Origin of the sequence: Rhodococcus sp. 21391 (assembly GCF_016772255.1) — a bacterium.
Lineage (GTDB): Bacteria > Actinomycetota > Actinomycetes > Mycobacteriales > Mycobacteriaceae > Rhodococcus_F > Rhodococcus_F opacus.
In genome coordinates, this window is the sequence record NZ_CP063781.1 from 2,809,305 (window position 1) to 2,826,902 (window position 17,598).

A 17,598-nucleotide genomic window follows, 5' to 3' on the forward strand; every position below is an offset into this window, starting at 1 on the left:
TTCGCCGCCGAGAATCGCTACCGAGATCGGTCACCTCAGGTCGCGTCGGCGGAAGCCGATCAATCCGACTGTGACGAGTGTGGCCGCGATGACCGATTCCCACACGATCGGTGCCGGGTCGAACGCCCCACCAGGAAGTTTCGGAAGGTGACCGAATGGTTCCAGGTCGAGGACCCAGGCCGGGAGGCCGGTGAGGGAGCCGACCGTGAAGATCAGGATGAACGCTACATAGACGGCCCATGCGGCGGGCGCGAGGCGGGGCCGCAGTCCGAACAGTGCCACGGCTACTCCGGCCGCTATCCAGATCGCGGGAAGTTGAACCAGTGCGCCGGCGACCGTCGCGGGGAGCTTGTCCGAGATGTCCCCGACGGACGCACCGTACGTCACTCCGACGGCGACCCCGGCGACGACGATGGCGACGGCTGGGCCGAGCACCGCGAACAGCAGGTGGCTCAGTGCCCACCGGACGCGGCCGACCGCTCCCGCGATCACCGGCTCGCCGCGTTGCGCGGTTTCCTCGTAATGGAGCCGGAGGGCGGCGGAAATCGCGTATGCCGACGCGGCGATGCCCAGCATGGTGAGCGCGAAGGCGACGAAGACGTCCTCCACGGTTGCATTTCCGCCGAGGCGGGCAAGGAAGTCGTTGATCGTCCGGCTGTCGCCGAGTTGGTTGCCGAGTCCGTGGGCCGCAGTGCCGAACAACAGTCCGTACAGGAGCAGGGCGACGGTCCACGCGAGCAGTGTCCCGCGGTGCATCCGCCACGCCAGACCGACGGGCCCCGCGAGAGCCGGCCCGGCGGTCTCGCCGCCGGGGCGTTCCGCGATGAGTCCGCCACCGACGTCGCGGCGGCCAAGCAGCACGTAGGCGGCGGCGGTCGACGCCGCGGTCGCTGCCACATGCAGCAGGAGAACCCACCACCGCTCCTCGGCGAACGGGCGCAGCTGCAACGACCACCCCTGCGGCGACCACCACGACAATGTCCCGGAACCGGCATCACCGACGGCGCGGAGTGCAAAGAACACTCCGAGTGCGCCCAGCGCGACGCCGCGGGCCGTGCGGGCGGAGGTGGTCAACTGCGCGGCGACGGCGGCCACGCCGGTGAACACGAGACCACTTGCGGCCAGGGCGGCTCCGTAGCCGATCGAGCCGGCCAGCGGCAGGTCGAAGATGCGCAACACGACGGCGAATGCGGTTCCCGTCACGATCGACGCACCCGCGGCCACGACGATCGCGGCGGTCAGTCCGGAGTATCGGCCGACCGCGGTCGAATCGATCAGCTCGGCGCGACCGGATTCCTCCTCGGCCCGGGTGTGCCGGATCACGGTCAGGATCACCGCGACGGCGATCACGGTGTACAGCGCCCCGGCTTTCCAGATCGCCACCGCCCCGGGACTGGGGTTGAATATGGGTCCGTACATGGCGATCTGGGCGGGACTGGCGGCGGTCGCCGCCGCAAACTTCGCCAGATCGGCAGCCGTCGGGTAGACCGATTTGATGCTGCCGGCATAGGTGATCGGCATCAGTACGCCGATGATCACGGTCCACAACGGAAGCACGACCCTGTCGCGGCGCAGGCAGAGTAGAAGAAGGTGCAGTGTGCCGGCGAAGTCCGCAGTGAGACCCGCGCGCACCCCGGCAGCGTCGCGGGGGCCGGTCACGGACGCGGTGGTCATGTCCGCTCCTTCACCCTGCCGGCTGACGGCTCGTCCGGGGCGCCACCCACCCGATAGTGCCGCAGGAACAACTCCTCCAACGTGGGCGGCGTGCTGACCAGGCTTCGGACGCCCGTGTCCCCGAGCACCCGGATCAGCTGGCCGAGGCCTCCGCTGTCGACCTGACAATGCAGCGTGCTGCCGTTGATCACGATATCCGCGACGCCGGGGATGTGGTGCAGGTCGCCCGGGTCGCCGAGCAGTTCGGCGGTGATCGAAGTGCGGCTGAGGTGACGCATCGAGTCGACGGCGCCGCTGTCGACTGTCTTGCCTTCACGGATGATCGTCACCCGATGGCAGAGCGCCTCGACCTCGGAGAGGATGTGGCTCGACAACAGGATGGTGGCGCCGCGGTCGACCGCTTCGCGGGCGCACTCGCGGAAGACTTGCTCCATCAATGGATCCAGACCGGAGGTGGGTTCGTCGAGGAGCAGAACCCTGGCGTGCGACGAGAGGGCCGACACCAGAGCTACCTTCTGCCGGTTACCTTTGGAGTAGCTCCGCGCCTTCTTGCGCGGATCCAGATCGAACCGATCGATGAGTTCTCCGCGGCGTTGTTCGTCGAGTCCGCCGCGCAATCGTGCCAGCAGGTCGATCGTTTCGCCACCGGACAAGGACGGCCACAGTGTGACATCGCCGGGCACGTAGGCCACTTCACGGTGAAGCGCGACTGCATCGGACCACGGATCGCGACCGAGCATCCTGGCCAGACCCGACGTGGCACGCAGGATCCCGAGCAGTACACGAATGGTGGTGGATTTTCCGGAACCGTTCGGCCCGAGGAAACCGTGGATCTCGCCGGCGTCGACGGTGAGATCCAACCCGTCCAGTGCGTGAACGTGACCGAAGTATTTGTGAAGACTGTGCACTTCTATGACGTGGTGCATGTCAGCTCCTGTCCTGCTCAACTGTCGCTGATCCACCGGCCGGTGTACTAGGGCCTTTCGTCCGCGTTCTTTCGTTGCCGCAACCACGCGCAACCGGTCGGGCGAGGTGGTGACCAATGACCCTGACGCGCCGATGGAGCCAGGACCCACACTGAGACTTCGGGGACACGGACCGGGAGGAATTTCCTGTGCGAACCGGCAGAGTGGCTGTTCTCGTCTTGGGCTGTCTGAGCGCCCTGACCGGGTTCGCGCTGCTCACTGCCGCGGTGTTTCTGGGGTGGGCCTACTTCATGCAACGCGACGGTGGGCACTTCACCTCGCCGCGTGAGCACTTCGAGACGAGTGAAAGTGCCCTGGTATCGGAGAAGGTCGATCTCTTCGAGGGCGCCGACTTGCCGGAAGGGTTCAGCACCGAGGACCTCGGCCGGGTACTGCTGCGAGCCACCGCGACCGATCCCAGCCAGGAGATCTTCATCGGGATCGGCCCTCGTGACGAGGTCGACAAGTACTTCACCGACGTTGCTCGCACCGAGGTGACAGACGTGCACTTCGATCCGTTCCGACCGACCTATCGGCAGATTCCTGGAACCCGGCCCGCGGAAGCACCAGGGGCGCAGTCGTTCTGGTCGACCTCTTCAGCGGGTCCCGGCACACAAGAAGTGCGCTGGGAGCTGCAGCAGGGTGCCTGGACGGCTGTCGTGATGAATGCCGACGCCGCCCCCGGGGTGTCTGCCGACATTCAGGCCGGGGCACGCCTCGCTTTCCTCGGACCGCTCGCTCTGAGTGTCCTGATCGGCGCAGTCGTCTTTCTGATCATCGGAATCCCGTTGATCGTGGCAGGAGCGATCGGTCTGGGTCGGCACGGTCCGCCGCAACCGCATCCCGTCGGACCGGACGCAGCCGACGACACGTTCGCCGGCGACGTCACCCACCCCCAGGTTCCATGGACCGTCTATCCCACTCGTCTCGTGGGTGAACTCGACGAGCCACTGTCGCGATGGCTGTGGCTGGTGAAGTGGTTACTGGCGATCCCGCACTACTTCGTGCTCTTCTTCCTCGGGGTCGCGTTCGTCGTCACCACCCTGGTGTCCGGATTCGTGATCCTGTTCACGGCGCGGTATCCGCGGGCCCTCTTCGACTTCGGCGTCGGCGTTCTCCGGTGGTGGTGGCGCGTGCAGTTCTATACCTACTCGGCCCTGGCGACGGACCGCTACCCACCCTTCACCCTGAAACGTACCGACTATCCGGCGGACTTCGACGTCGATTATCCCGTGCGGCTGTCCCGCGGACTGGTGCTCGTGAAGTGGTGGCTGTTGGCGATCCCGCACTACCTGATCCTGTCGCTACTCGCGGGAGGGTGGTTCGGGAGCTGGCGTGCCGGAGCGTTCGCCACCGACGGTGCGCACTACGGGCAGACGTGGCTCTTCGGTTCTCTGCTCGGTCTCGTGGTGACCTTCTCGGCAATTGCGCTTCTCTTCACCGGACGGTATCCACACGGTCTTTTCGACTTCGTGATGGGCATCAACCGCTGGGCGTTTCGCGTCGCGGCCTACGCGACCCTGATGCGGGACGAGTACCCACCGTTCCGCCTCGATCAGGGACCGTTCGAGCCAGAGGAGCCCAGGCCTGACTCGAGCGGTGACGATTCCGGTGCCGACACCTCTCCGGAAAGGCCGTGCCCATGAAAGTACTGGTGGCGTACGCGACAGCGAAGGGCTCGACCCGCGGGATAGCCGAGAGACTCGGGTCGTGTATCGAAGGTTTCGGGCAGGAAGTCGATGTGCGGGCGGCCGCGGATGTGTCACACGTGCACTCCTACGACGTGATCGTTCTCGGAAGCGCGATCCATGACGGGCAGTGGCTCGCCGACGCCTCCGAGGCGGTCGAGCGCCTGCGGTCGCAATTCGAGGGGAAGCGAGTATGGGCGTTCTCGGTGTCGTCGGTGGGCGTCACCAGCACCACCCTGTCCAAGCGGCTGGCGCGTCTTCTGCGTCGCATGACACCGGAGCCTCGAGCGGTGCAGTTGCTGCGGGATGCGGCCGACGTGCGCGACCACCGATTCTTCGCCGGGGCGATCGCCCCGGGTGATTGGCCAGGATTCGGGCGAGTCGTCTTCACGCTCATGGGCGGGCACTACGGCGACGCCCGGGACTGGTCGGACGTGTGCGCGTGGGCAGGCACCATCGCCGCCGAATCGACCCGGGACACGGAAAGACGGACCTAGATCCAGTGGTCGGCGCCGCGGAGGCATTGCTCTCGCGGTGCCGGGCCGGTGGAGGTGAGATCGGAGGAGCATCGATGAGTCCAGTGAAGAGGCGTGTGACGTGGGCGAGTCTGACAACGCCGCAGCGCGCCGCGCTGGCCGTGGCGGCGGCGGTGCAATTAGGGCTGGCCGTGGCGGCCTGGGCAGATCTGGCGAAGCGTGATCCCCGCGAGATCAGGGGGAGCCGAACGATGTGGGCTGCCGTGATTGCGGTGAACTTCATCGGACCCATTGCGTATTTCCGGTGGGCTCGCCGCACCCCGGAGGAGGCACGATGAAGGGCCGGAAACCGTTCAGGGTGAACCGATTCCCTCGCTCTGCTTGACCTCGCGGCGGAGCGCATCGAGCTGCGGCGCCGTTCCGAGTGCAATGACAATGGTGCCCGGGTCCAGACGTCGCTCCAGCGGGGGATTGGCAATGAACTGCCCCGTCGGTGACCGCAACGCCATCAACAGCGAGCCGGTGGCCGCCGCGAGGTCCGCTTCCGCCAGCGTCCGCCCGGCCAGCGGCGAACCAGCCGAGACCTCGACCTCCTCGATCCGGTAGTCCAGTGTCTCGTCGTGCATCACGACGTCCAGGAACTCGGCGACGTGTGGCTGGAGCGCGAAGGCACCCATCCGGCGCCCCCCGATGAGCTGAGGGTTGACGACTCGGTTTGCTCCCGCCCGAATCAGCTTGGATGTCGAACCGTCGTTGCGGGCTCGGGCGATGATGATCAGGTCCGGCCGCAACGCGCGGCTCGAGAGGGTGACGTAGACATTGTCCGCGTCGGTGTCGAGCGCCGTGATCAGAGCGTGGGCACGGCCGATTCCCGCCGCTTCGAGAACCTGGTCGTCAGTGACATCCCCGACTACTGTCGGGACGTCGAGGTCGGCGAGGCGCTCCGGATCTCGATCGACGACGACGACCGGCATCCCGAGCGTGGCCAGGTACTGCGCTCCGGCCCGTCCGACCCGGCCGAAACCACAGATGATCGCGTGCCCGGTCATCCGGCTGATGTGTCTGTCCATTCGCCGACGCTCCATGTGCTGACGTAGATGTCCCTCGATGAGTGCTTCGAGGATTACCCCGAAGGTGTACAGGGCCGTACCGGCACCCGCAAGTATGAGCAGGATCGTGAAGATCTGGCCCACTGCACCGAGTGGGTGGACCTCACGAAACCCGACCGTGCTGATCGTCGTCACGGTTTGGTACAGCGCATCCAGAATGCCGAAGCCCAGGACGACATACCCGACCGTGCCTGCAACGACGACGAACCCGAAGGCCCCCAGTGCGCGGCCGATCCTCAGGAGGGGACTCATCACGGTCCTCCCTGCCTGCCCGTCGTGGGGTGCCACGGTCACTTGCCTGCGTACCGAAGGCGGCGGTGCGGACCGGCAAAGATGACCGGGCACGTCGCGTGCATGAGGACGCCCGTGGCCGTGCGGCCGAGGATTCCGCGCGGTGCAGCGGGGACACCGCGTCCGACGATCAGCAACTCGGCCGACGACGAGTAGCGGACCAACACTTCATCCGCCGGCGCCTCCGTGGTGATCGGATCCACGACGACCTCGGGGAAGCGGCCCCTCTCCGGCGCCAACCATGCATCGAGACGATCTCGCGCCTCGTCCGAACCTGCGGTGGGGTCCGGTATCGACGAATTCGGTCCGGTCGCGACGGAGTGCACAGCGCGCAGCACGGTCCCGCTCAGTTGTGCGTGCCGAAATGCATAGTGCAGGACGTCCGGTTCGCCGTCCGACCGTACTCCTGTCACAATCGACCCTCCGGTGCGGCGAAACCCAGGCCTGACCACCGCAACTGGACAGGCGGAGCGTGCGATCAGCGCCGCGGTCGTCACGAGCGACGCGGGTGCGGAGGACGAGTCGCTCCTGGCGCCGAGCACCAGCAGTTCGGCCGCGTCCGCGGCCTCGAGGAGTGTTGTGAAGGACGTTCCCGCCCGCATCTCCATTCTGATTTCGGTGGTCCCGGGCCGCGTGGGTCCGGAGGCGGCGACGTGGCGGGCGACTTCTGCGGCCTCGGTGAGGTGCATGTGCGCGTCCTGGGCTCGCTGTCGCTCGTGCTCCCCGTGGTGTGCCTCGCCCCGTCGCCCACCTTCGGAGGGATCGTGCACGAAGAGCATCCGCAACGGAACACGATGAAGGGCAGCAACTTCCGTCGCCCACGCGGCGGCGTTCAGCGCACCGCGCGAACCGTCGATCCCGACAACGATGTGACGAGGATGATGGGCGGCGTCACTCATTCCATTTTCCGTTTCTCTGGATCGGCTCGGGGCGAAAGCGTGGTCTGGGCAATCTGAGACTGGATCGGCATCGTCACGATCCGCAGCCGAGTCGGAAATGAACACCTCGCTCGTACTGAGTCACGACACGCATGGAGAGGGCAAGGAGAAGCCCGCGTGAAACGACTACGGCGAGAATGATCACGGCAGGCATGACGGCTCCGACGTCGACGAAGGGGTACGTCTACATCGAAGGCGGCTGGGCGGCATGGCAGTAGGGCCGACGGTCACTAGTTGGGGCATTTCGTCAAGGGTGGTGGTTCGCGGAGAGAGGCACTTCGGCCCTGTTCCAGCCCGGATCGACACCGCAAGGATCGATCTGGGGCACGGAATACACACGCGTCCGGACACTGGGAAGCAGGGTGACATGAGCGCGACCACAGCGACGCCGGCGGAGCGGCCGGAGCAAGTCTTTCAAGACCGACGGGAGGCCGGACGGGTCCTGGCAGGACTCCTCGAGGGCTTTCGCGGCAACCCCAAGGTCACCGTGCTCGGGCTGGCGCGGGGAGGCATCCCCGTGGCGTGGGAGGTGGCAGCCTCGTTGGGTGCCCCCCTCGACGCCTTCGTCGTGCGTAAGCTCGGTGTGCCGGGCCACGCGGAGTTCGCGATGGGCGCACTGGCCAGCGGCGGAACCGTGGTGGTCAACGACGACTTGATACGAGACCTGCGAATCTCGCCGGAACAGATCCGCCGGGAGCTCGATCGCGAGGGCCGGGAACTGCTGCGACGGGAAGCCGTCTACCGAGAGAACCGACCGCCTCCCGACGTCGCCGACAAGATCGTCATCCTCGTCGACGACGGCCTCGCTACCGGCGCGAGTATGTTCGCTGCCGTCGACTCACTGCGCCGACAGGAACCTGCCCAGATCGTGGTGGCGGTGCCCGCCGCACCGGAGTCCACCTGCCGCGACCTCGGCGCCATGGTCGACGACGTGGTGTGCGCAACGATGCCGTTTCCCTTCCACGCAGTCGGCGAGTCGTTCTGGAACTTCGCACAGGTCACCGACAGCGAGGTCCTGACGCTTCTGCGCACGCCCACTTCCGCTGGGACAGCTCGTGATGCGAAGGCGCTCGAATTCGGTTCGGCAGCAACAGCTGTACGGATTGCGGCGCTCGATGCCCCGGACGGTGTCCCCTCGCTCAACGTGCTTCTCGATCTGGTGGGTGACGCCCGGATCGTGGTGATCGGCGAAAGCTCGCACGGCACTCACGAGTTCTATGCGGCGCGCGCGGAAATCACCAAACGGCTCGTCGAGGACAAGGGATTCTCGGCGATTGCTGCGGAGGCCGACTGGCCGGACGCCTACCGCGTCAACCGCTACGTGCGCGGTGGTGGTCACGACACGACCGCCGAAGAAGCTCTCCGTGGGTTCGAGCGGTTCCCGTCCTGGATGTGGCGGAATGCCCCGGTACTGGACTTCGTCGGATGGTTGAAGGAACACAACGACCGCTCGAGGGCGCAAGGACGAACCCTCACGGGGTTCTACGGTCTCGATCTGTACAGCCTGCACAGATCGATGCGTGAGGTCCTGGAATACCTCGATCGGGTGGACCCCGCGGCTGCTCGTCGTGCGCGTGACCGCTACTCCTGCTTCGATCACCTCAGTGGCGACGACGGCCAATCATATGGCTACGCAGCGGCATTCGGTGCAGGGGAGTCGTGCGAGCAGCAGGTTGTCGAACAACTCGTCGAGCTGCAACGCCATTCCCTGGAGTATGTTCGGCGCGACGGAATGGCCGCCGAGGACGAGCAGTTCTACGCCGAACGCAACGCGGTGAGTGTGTGCGATGCCGAGGGCTACTACCGAACGATGTTCAGTGGCCGCGTGTCCTCGTGGAACCTACGGGATCGTCATATGGTTCAGACACTGGCAGCCCTCGTCTCGCACCTCGACCGACACTCGGGTAGAGCATCTCGGATAGTGGTGTGGGCACACAACTCGCACGCCGGCGACGCGCGCGCAACCGAGGCCGGAACCCACGGCGAAGTGACTGTGGGGCAACTGGTGCGGGAAGCGTATCCCGACGCCTGTCGGCTGATCGGGTTCACCACGTTCGAGGGTTCGGTCACCGCGGCGAGTCAGTGGGGTGGACCGGCCGAACGCAAGGAAGTGCGCCCGGCGTTGCCCGGTAGCGTCGAGGAACTCTTCCACGAACTCGGAGAGCCGTCCTTCCTCGTGCGCACAGACGAGGGGAACGCTGCCGCGAGGACACTGCGGGCTGCGAGACTGCAGCGGGCGATAGGGGTGATCTACCGACCCGAGACCGAGCGGCAGAGTCATTACTTCCACACCCGGATCTCGGATCAGTTCGATGCGGTAATCCATATCGACACGACCAGGGCGGTCGAGCCCCTCGAACGCACAAGTCTCTGGGTTGAAGGCGAAACACCGGAGACCTATCCCTCGGCGTTCTAGCAACCGGTCCCGGTCGTCCATGTGTAGGCCGTGCGGTGCGAACGGGGCGAGCCCGTGAGCTGGTCTGTCAGGCAGGGCATCCGAGGAGTTCGAGTTCCTCTGCGACAACGAGGTCGACTTCCTCATCGGTCAAGCCGCCGAGAAGGTGCAACAGCAGCATCGATCCCATCTCCCTCAGCCGAGCCGGGCGCCTCACGTATCTCCTGGTCGGGGTGGGTCGTGGGGTGTCTTCCCGTGTCTATGTTCCATCGAACCCGGTGTACGCGGGCCGGCCGAGAGGACTTGGTCCTTTACCGAGGGGCCACTAGGCATCGACTTGTGGCACCCGCGCCACGCGATCCGACCGGAGACGTCCTCGGCCGCGAGATGACATTCGGCCCTGTCTTCCGGGCCGCGGTCCGGCGACGCTGAGAGGGCACCGAGAAAACGAACAAGGGGTCGCGGCGTGCACCCGATCAGCTCTGGGTCGTGGGCGACCACGCTCGGACGAGCAACGGGAGCGGACGTGATCACTCGACTGCGATTCTCGCCCCGGAATCTGTCCCGTTCGGCACGATCGGGCCCACCACCCGACCCCGGCCCGCCGCCGGCCCCGTCGGCGGGTTCGTGGTGGCCGATGCTCGCCTTCTTCGGGATGCTGCTTGCGGTGGTCTTGGTGGCCTCGCTGGCAGGCTCGGGCGGCCAGACACTGTCATACAGCGATTTCCTGGGCAGGGTCGACTCCGGATCGGTCAAGACGGTGACCATCGACGGCGACGGCGGTGTCGACGGAACGCTCACCGACGACACATCCTTCGTGACCCAACTCCCGACGGCCCTGAATGTGACCGGTCTCGACCAGCGCCTGCAGGCCAAGAACATCCAGATCACCGCAAAGAAGGCGACCGGCAACGGGTGGGGGGCCCTGCTGGGTGGCCTGCTTCCGCTCGTGCTTCTCGGCGCACTGTTCTTCTGGGTCACCCGGCGGGCGCAGCACGCGTTCAGCGGAGGAGTCGGTGGTGCCGGCGCATTCGGCCGCTCCAAGGCGCGAGTGATCGAGGCGAAACGCCCAACCACCCGTTTCGCCGACGTCGCCGGCTACGAAGGGGTCAAGCAGGAAGTCAGCGAGGTCGTCGACTTCCTCCGCGATCCCGCGAAGTATGCCGCGGCCGGAGCGCAGGGGCCCAGGGGAGTCCTCATGATCGGACCGCCCGGAACGGGTAAGACGTTGATGGCGCGCGCGGTCGCCGGGGAGGCGAGCGTCCGGTTCCTCTCGGTCACCGGGTCCGAATTCGTCGAGATGTTCGTCGGTGTCGGCGCGTCCCGCGTCCGCGACTTATTTGCGCAGGCCCGCAAGAGTCCGCCCTCAATCGTGTTCATCGATGAAATCGACGCCATCGGCAGCCGGCGCGGCAGGGCCGGTTTCGGCGGGAACGAGGAACGCGAACAGACCCTCAACCAATTACTTGCAGAAATGGACGGTTTCGACCAGAGCGTGGGAATCGTGGTTCTCGCCGCCACCAACCGGCCGGAATCGCTGGATCCGGCGCTCCTGCGGCCCGGCCGGTTCGACCGCCGGGTGACGATTCCACTCCCCAATCAGACGGAACGGGCAGCAATCCTCGCAGTTCACGTCCGAGGCAAGCATCTCGGTCCGGACGTCGATCTCACCATCGTCGCCCGGGGCACCCCCGGATTCTCCGGCGCCGACCTGGCGAACGTCGTGAACGAGGCCGCGATCAACGCCGTACGTGGAGACCGGACTGTCATTTCCGCGCAGGATCTGGCCACCGCACGCGACCGGGTCCTGCTCGGGCGGCGCGACACCACGAACGCGCTGCTACCGGAGGAACGCCATTCGGTGGCAGTCCACGAATCCGGTCATGCACTTCTCGCCGCGCTGTGCCCGCACGCGGATCCGGTGGCGAAGGTGACGATCCTGCCCGCCGGAATGGCGCTGGGCGCCACCGAACAGCTCCCCGAGGTCGAACGGCATCTCTACAGCGAGAGCTACCTCGCCGATCTGCTCGCCGTGCGGGTGGCGGGGCGGGCCGCGGAACTCGTCGTGTTCGGTGAGGGCTCCACCGGCGCCGCGAACGACCTGATCGGCGCGACCGCCGTGGCTACACGGATGGTGCGTGAGTTCGGCCTGTCGAAAGCCTTGGGCCCGGTCGGATATGCGTCGGAGAGCTCCGAGTACCTGCATGCCGACCCCCCGGCCACCGCGCTGACCAGGCCCTACTCCGAGCAGACCCAGCGCGTCGTGGACAAAGAGGTGGCGGCGCTGCTCAGGGCGGCGGAAGCCCGGGCGACCGATCTTCTCGTCCGCCATCGCACCGCCCTGGATCGCCTCACTGCGCTGCTGGAGGAAAGGGAAACCGTGGACGGCTCCGTCGTCCTGGATACCCTCCGTGAGGAGTCCTACCCTGGCGACGCCCGCGCCGGGCGCAGCCCGGACGAACGACATCTCGGTGTCTTCTGACGGCGAAGTGGCCGCCGGGGACCTTCGGCCCTCGCGCCGCCCCGCAGGCAGCGTCGATGGTAGACGTATGGCATACGAAGTCGAACGGAACCCCGCGGTGAACCGGGGTCAGGGGCGAGGCGGCGAGGCCGTCGCGCGTGAGGACGAGACGACGACAGCTTCCAATCCTGGTGCAGAGCACTCCATCCGTGACGCCGAACCACGACCGGTGCCCTTGCGGGTTGCGGCGCCGAGATTGTTCCGGTGTGCCGCGCGTACGGCGAACCTCCTCGCCCGCCGCCGTCTTCACCAACCGAAACGGCACAGGGGCCTTAGAATGACCTTCGCTGACGGCACCACCGGAGTCGTCTACCGCGAAACCGTCATGTGCGGTGAGTCTCCACCCGATCCGGCGGTCCTCGTCGTCTCCTTCCGACTGCGCGGTGTCCACGGCTGGGGTCACCCGCTGTTCAGGGCCGAAAGCCTGCTCAACACAGCATTGTTCGCGGGGTTCCCCGGATTCGTGTCGAAGCTGTGGCTCACCGCGGACGAAGAGGACCGGTACCGCGGTTTCTACCAGTGGGACGGCGCTCGCTCCGCCGAGGAGTACGTCCGGGTGTTGTGGTGGCCTCTCGCGCTGGTTAGCCATCGGTCCTCGATCCGATACTGCATCTTGCCCGGTCGTCTTCGCGACGACGTTCTCGAACGCGCCGAGTCAGGAGAGGGCACCGCACAGCCTGACACGGCGTGGTGGCGGCTCGTCCGGACGGAGACGAAACCGAGATGACCGCGCCGGACGGGCAGCCTCTCGACGTGCTCGTCGTCGGCGCAGGCCCGACCGGACTCGCCGCGGCGCTGATCGCTCACGATCACGGCGCACACGTGCGCATCGTCGACCGCAGACCCGACGCACCCCGATTCTCGCGGGCTTTCCTCGTCCAGTCCCGGACCCTCGAAGTACTGCGGCCGCACGGTGTGACAGATGAACTCCTCGCGCTCGGAGACTCCAACCCGCAGGTGCACCTCCACCTGCGTCGGCGCTGTGTGCCCGTCCACGTGGGTGAAATACGGCTGCCGGACACCGCATTCCCGAATTTCCTGCTCGTGCGGCAAGCCGACGTGGAAGCCGTTCTGCGACGAGCACTCCGCGGCCGTGGCGTCGAGGTGGAGTGGGAGACGCAGTACGAGTCCTTCCGGGCAGTCGACGGAGTCGTCTGCGATGTGACGCATCACGGCATCCGCCGACAAGTCGCGGCCCGGTTCCTCGTCGGGTGTGACGGCAGCACCAGCACGGTGCGCGCGACGGCCGGCATCTCCTGGGACGGGTCGGTGTACCCGCACGAGATTCTCCTCGCCGACGTCGAACTCGACGGTGAGGTCCAGACCGGCGTCGCACACGTCGCGGTCCACCGTGAGGGGCTGCTGTTCCTGCTGCCGCTGGGCGAAACCGCTCGCTGGCGGGTGCTCACCGCCCAACCCCCGAACTGCGCGGAGGCCCCGACCGACCGACACCACCTGCAGAAGATCCTCGACAGGGCTGACGTGCATGCCCGCATCACCCGGATCGCCTGGTCGGAGCGGGTACCGGTCCAGCACCGCGTCGCGTCCCGGTATCGATGCGGGCCGGTCTTTCTCGCAGGGGACGCCGCTCATGCCTTCTCCCCGGCGGGCGGCCAGGGCATGAACACAGGTATCCAGGACTCTGCCGACCTAGGGTGGAAACTCGCGTTCGCGGCACACCTCCGGCCCGGTGGCGACGCCACCCTGTTGCGGTCGTATGCGGAGGACCGTCGGCCCGCCGCCCACCAGGTGCTGCTGCTGACCCACATGCTGTTCTGGGCCGAGGCCGGCCGCGGTCGGGTGCCGTCGCTTCTACGCGGCGCCTTCTCCTCCGCAGGGGCACCGCTGGTCCCGGTGCTGTTGCGGCGGCGTCGGCTCGTCGCGCACGCGGTGCGAGTGCTCGCCCAGCTTCGCCGGCACTATCGGCGCGGTCCACTGTCGGTCGAGGGCTCCGGCGATTCCGGCGTCGCCGCCCCGGCCGGTGAGCGGATCCCGGACGAGGAGGTGACCGTCGACGGCGGCCGGCAACGTCTGCACGACCTGATCGCGACGCCGGCAGTACAGGTGCTCCTACATCGGGACACGCAGTGGGGAATGCCGCCGGCGCCTGACGGACGGCTACAGGTCCACCGAATTCGCAGCTGGTCGGGTACCGGCATCGTGATCGTTAGACCAGACGGATACGTCGGGTTTCGGAGCGGCTCCGACACTCAGGGGGCCGCCGAGTGGCTGGAACTGATCGGAGCGTCTCCGGCACGCTCGACGTGACGTTGCGGCATCTCCGTTCGGCGCCGGCTGAGGACCGCGATTGGCGACCAATGGCCCTGGAATGCCTGGGTCGGACGGAAGTAGGTTCGGAACAGGCCTGAGAATGTTCCGGCCCGAGGAGGTTCTGATGGGATTCGCCGATCGCGCTGATGCGGGACGACGCCTGGCCAGACGCCTGCGCGAGTTTCGAGGACGAGACGTCGTGGTGCTGGGGTTACCCCGAGGGGGAGTGCCGGTCGCATTCGAGGTCGCGAAGGCATTGCACGCCCCTCTCGACGTGATCGTGGTCCGCAAGCTCGGTGTCCCGTTCCAGCCCGAACTGGCCTTCGGCGCGATCGGCGAAGGCGGCGTACGGGTGGTCAACACCGAAGTCGTCAGTCGGGTCGGTCTGACCGTCACCGATATCGCCGCCGTCGAACGCACCCAGTTGGCGGAACTTCGTCACCGCGCTGAACGAGTGCGGGAGAAGTTCGGCCGGATCCCGCTGGGGGGACGGATTGCGTTGATCGTCGACGACGGCGTGGCGACCGGTGCGACCGCGCGGGCCGCGTGCCAGGTCGCGCGCGCACAGGGTGCCGCGCGGGTCGTCGTCGCAGTCCCGATAGGGTCGCCGCGCCGGATCGACGACCTCGCCGAGGACGCCGACGAGGTCGTGTGCATGCAGACCCCGAAAGGATTCTCCGCAGTCGGACAGGGATACTACGAGTTTTCCCAGACCACCGACGAAGACGTGACCGAACTATTGCAGCGTGCACGCAGCGGCTTCGGAGAACCCGCCGCCACGGCACCGGACACCGGTGACGATCCGCCGATTCGCGACGACGACATCGAGGTCGACGTGGGCCGGGTCCGGCTTGCCGGGCACCTCGTCGTCCCGGAAGACGCCATCGGGATAGTCGTGTTCGCCCACGGCAGCGGCAGCAGCCGCCACAGCCCTCGCAACCGCTACGTCGCCCAGATCCTGAACCGGGCCGGACTTGCCACCCTCCTGTTCGACCTACTCACCGCCGCAGAAGAAGGCGACCGCACGCTGGTATTCGACATCGACCTCCTCGCCGAGCGGCTCGTCGCGGCCACCCGGTGGCTCGGGACACGATCGGACACCGTCGGTCTGCCGATCGGATACTTCGGGGCCAGCACGGGCGCCGCAGCAGCACTGCGCGCGGGCACCGACTCCCACGTCGATATCAAGGCGATCGTCTCCCGCGGTGGCCGAGCCGACCTCGCCGGTGAGCGTCTGACCGAGGTCCGAACCCCCACACTGTTGATCGTCGGCTCCCGCGATGAAACCGTCCTCGACCTCAATCGCCGCGCGCAGGCCGTGATCCCGGGCACGTGCCGGATCGAGATCGTGCCCGGTGCCACCCACCTGTTCGAAGAACCCGGCACCCTCGAACGGGCTGCAGTACTGGCCCGCGAATGGTTCACCACACACCTCCCGTCCACGCTGTCACCCCCTGCGCCGCAGTACGCAACGATAGAACCCGAATGCCCCCCTGGACCTCCCTCGAAGGCCACATGATCCGCGTCGAGGAACACCTCGACAAGGGCCGCTACACCCTGCGCGCCGAACTCCCCGGAGTCGACCCCGCCACAGACGTCGACATCAGCGTCCACGACGGACACATGACGATCAAAGCCGAACGCACCGAACAACACAAGGAAGGCGTGCACCCCGACCTTCCCGGCAATTCCGCACGAAGGAACCGCAGCCCGCGGCATCCGAAAAGGGCAGTCTCTGAACGTAATTGCTCGTCTCGCCGCAGGCTCCGAACATCGGCCGTGCTCAGCTCTCCGGCAAGCCGGGTTGCGGTGCATCCGCGTGTGGTGTCCGGATCAGCGATTGACGCAGACGGGACCACTGATGGGTCCAGCCCTGCAGGGGCGCCAGTGCCTGCTCGATTAGTTCGATCTGATGGTCGAAAGCCGACAGTTCTGCCTGCAATGCCTGCACTGTCAACCGCTGGGCGTGTAGTTCCTCGACCAGGACGTCGAACTCCGCGACCAACGGTGGGGCCAGCTCGACCAACTGCTGAAGCGACTCCAGCATCCGGGTCACCGGCACCGCGACGGGCTCAGGTATTGCGCTGACCGCCTCGCCTCCCATTGTTCCCATGAGGCGGGTCACGGCGCGTGTTCCCTCCAGCAATTCGTCCATCGCGGAGTGAAGCAAGCTGTATCGGTGCGTCTCTGCCTGTCCGGTCATCGGCACCACCTTCCTCCAGAATCCTTGTGACCCTCCAGTTTCGCCCCGGGTCGTGGCGCGCTGGTCCCGTGCTTCGCCTGCCAGGTCGTCCGACCACTGCCGTCGGGCCGCGCCGACACCGACAGGCCTACGTCGCGGAACTCGGGAGCACTGAACGGACGATGAGTAGGGGACACGTCACCGTGTGTAGCAGGGCTCTGCTGGTCGAGCCCAGCAGCAGGCTCGCGAATCCACCTCGACCACGGCTCCCGACCACCAGGAGTTGCGCCCGCTCGGCCTGCTCGCGCAGATTCCGAACAGGTTGGTCCATGACCACGACCGGCCGAACCTGCACGTCGGGGAAGTCCTCGGCGCGACCGGCCAGGCTCTCGGACAGGAGCGCCCCCTCGCGGCTTTCGACCTGCGTCCAGTCGACGTCACTGGGGAACGGGGCGTGCAGCTCGACATCCGACCAGGCGTGTACCGCAACAAGTTCGACCTGACGCAATGCGGCCTCTTCGAACGCCGCCGAGATCGCCGGCTCGCTGTCCGCCGAGCCGTCGACACCGACCACGACGGGCCCTGCGACGTCATTGATCTCGGTGTGCGGCAGGTCTCGCACGACAGCGACGGGCGCGTGCGCATGAGTCACGACCGCCGCACTGACCGATCCCAGCACGGTACGGTCGATGATTCCGTGTCGGTTCGCGCCGACAACCACCATCAGTGCAGACTTCGACCGCTCGACCAGCTCACCGGAGGGAGCGCCCATGCAGAACGCCGTGTCGATCTCGAGGGTGTGCCCCGGTACGGCCCGGGTGGCCACCTCCTCGGCCCGGACGAGCCGCGCCTTGCACTCGAGTTCCTCCTCCTCGAAAAAGCTGGCAGGCACCCCGACCGGCATACCGTGGGCGCCGGGGACGAACATGGTGGTGACCAAGGTCAGCGGAGCATTCCGCAATGCGGCTTCGCGCGCCGCCCACGACACGGCCTGGAGGGACGACTCCGATCCGTCTACTCCGGCGACGATCGGGCGGCGGGTGGTCATGATGTCTCCTCGGGATTACGCGGATCATCGAGTCCCCACC

Annotated in this window: 14 protein-coding genes; 8 read left to right on the forward strand and 6 right to left on the reverse strand. The window is 66.9% G+C overall.

Going from position 1 to position 17,598, the window contains the following annotated elements; all coding sequences use genetic code 11:
- Positions 1 to 30: 30 nt before the first annotated feature.
- On the reverse strand, positions 31 to 1,674 hold the full coding sequence (locus GO592_RS13180; protein ID WP_007298911.1) for an ABC transporter permease: 1,644 nt from the start codon (positions 1,672 to 1,674) through the stop codon (positions 31 to 33).
- A complete protein-coding gene (locus GO592_RS13185) occupies positions 1,671 to 2,600 on the reverse strand; it encodes an ABC transporter ATP-binding protein (protein WP_007298910.1) in 930 nt (309 codons plus the stop codon). Before GO592_RS13185 ends, GO592_RS13180 begins: the two co-directional genes overlap by 4 nt.
- Before the next feature lie 188 nt (positions 2,601 to 2,788).
- On the opposite strand from GO592_RS13185, the gene GO592_RS13190 reads away from it, so the two are divergent.
- The 3 genes from GO592_RS13190 (at position 2,789) to GO592_RS13200 (ending at position 5,141) form a co-directional block, all read left to right on the forward strand.
- Positions 2,789 to 4,285 carry a DUF4389 domain-containing protein gene (locus GO592_RS13190; RefSeq protein ID WP_039952056.1) on the forward strand — a complete coding sequence of 499 codons (1,497 nt, stop codon included), beginning with the start codon at positions 2,789 to 2,791 and terminating at the stop codon, positions 4,283 to 4,285.
- Positions 4,282 to 4,824 carry a flavodoxin domain-containing protein gene (locus tag GO592_RS13195; protein ID WP_039952081.1) on the forward strand — a complete coding sequence of 181 codons (543 nt, stop codon included), beginning with the start codon at positions 4,282 to 4,284 and terminating at the stop codon, positions 4,822 to 4,824. Before GO592_RS13190 ends, GO592_RS13195 begins: the two co-directional genes overlap by 4 nt.
- Before the next feature lie 74 nt (positions 4,825 to 4,898).
- Positions 4,899 to 5,141: a PLDc N-terminal domain-containing protein gene (locus tag GO592_RS13200; RefSeq protein ID WP_039952054.1), complete on the forward strand. Its 243-nt coding sequence runs from the start codon at positions 4,899 to 4,901 to the stop codon at positions 5,139 to 5,141.
- A 15-nt stretch (positions 5,142 to 5,156) separates the two neighbouring features.
- On the opposite strand, the gene GO592_RS13205 is transcribed toward GO592_RS13200, so the two are convergent.
- Together GO592_RS13205 and GO592_RS13210 are read right to left on the reverse strand one after the other, a co-directional pair.
- On the reverse strand, positions 5,157 to 6,164 hold the full coding sequence (locus GO592_RS13205) for a potassium channel family protein (protein ID WP_007298906.1): 1,008 nt from the start codon (positions 6,162 to 6,164) through the stop codon (positions 5,157 to 5,159).
- Positions 6,165 to 6,202: 38 nt separating this feature from the next.
- On the reverse strand, positions 6,203 to 7,102 hold the full coding sequence (locus tag GO592_RS13210) for a universal stress protein (RefSeq protein WP_082324966.1): 900 nt from the start codon (positions 7,100 to 7,102) through the stop codon (positions 6,203 to 6,205).
- Positions 7,103 to 7,508: 406 nt separating this feature from the next.
- On the opposite strand from GO592_RS13210, the gene GO592_RS13215 reads away from it, so the two are divergent.
- The 5 genes from GO592_RS13215 (at position 7,509) to GO592_RS13235 (ending at position 15,847) form a co-directional block, all read left to right on the forward strand.
- Positions 7,509 to 9,557, forward strand: a complete 2,049-nt coding sequence (locus tag GO592_RS13215) for an erythromycin esterase family protein (protein WP_007298903.1) — start codon at positions 7,509 to 7,511, stop codon at positions 9,555 to 9,557.
- A 505-nt stretch (positions 9,558 to 10,062) separates the two neighbouring features.
- The gene (gene ftsH, locus GO592_RS13220; RefSeq protein ID WP_237720503.1) at positions 10,063 to 12,018 is read left to right on the forward strand and encodes an ATP-dependent zinc metalloprotease FtsH; all 1,956 of its coding nucleotides are present in this window, start codon (positions 10,063 to 10,065) and stop codon (positions 12,016 to 12,018) included.
- A 316-nt stretch (positions 12,019 to 12,334) separates the two neighbouring features.
- Positions 12,335 to 12,784: a hypothetical protein gene (locus GO592_RS13225; protein ID WP_007298901.1), complete on the forward strand. Its 450-nt coding sequence runs from the start codon at positions 12,335 to 12,337 to the stop codon at positions 12,782 to 12,784.
- On the forward strand, positions 12,781 to 14,325 hold the full coding sequence (locus tag GO592_RS13230; protein WP_007298900.1) for an FAD-dependent monooxygenase: 1,545 nt from the start codon (positions 12,781 to 12,783) through the stop codon (positions 14,323 to 14,325). The genes GO592_RS13225 and GO592_RS13230 overlap by 4 nt, the downstream gene beginning before the upstream one ends.
- Positions 14,326 to 14,452: 127 nt before the next feature.
- A complete protein-coding gene (locus GO592_RS13235; RefSeq protein WP_193385490.1) occupies positions 14,453 to 15,847 on the forward strand; it encodes an alpha/beta family hydrolase in 1,395 nt (464 codons plus the stop codon).
- A gap of 264 nt (positions 15,848 to 16,111) precedes the next feature.
- Here GO592_RS13235 and GO592_RS13240 read toward each other — a convergent pair whose 3' ends face one another.
- Together GO592_RS13240 and GO592_RS13245 are read right to left on the reverse strand one after the other, a co-directional pair.
- Entirely contained in the window at positions 16,112 to 16,531 is a 420-nt protein-coding gene (locus GO592_RS13240) for a hypothetical protein (RefSeq protein WP_039952050.1), read from the reverse strand.
- A gap of 127 nt (positions 16,532 to 16,658) precedes the next feature.
- Complete coding sequence (locus GO592_RS13245; RefSeq protein ID WP_007298897.1) at positions 16,659 to 17,558, reverse strand: universal stress protein; 900 nt, start codon at positions 17,556 to 17,558, stop codon at positions 16,659 to 16,661.
- Positions 17,559 to 17,598 lie beyond the last annotated feature (40 nt).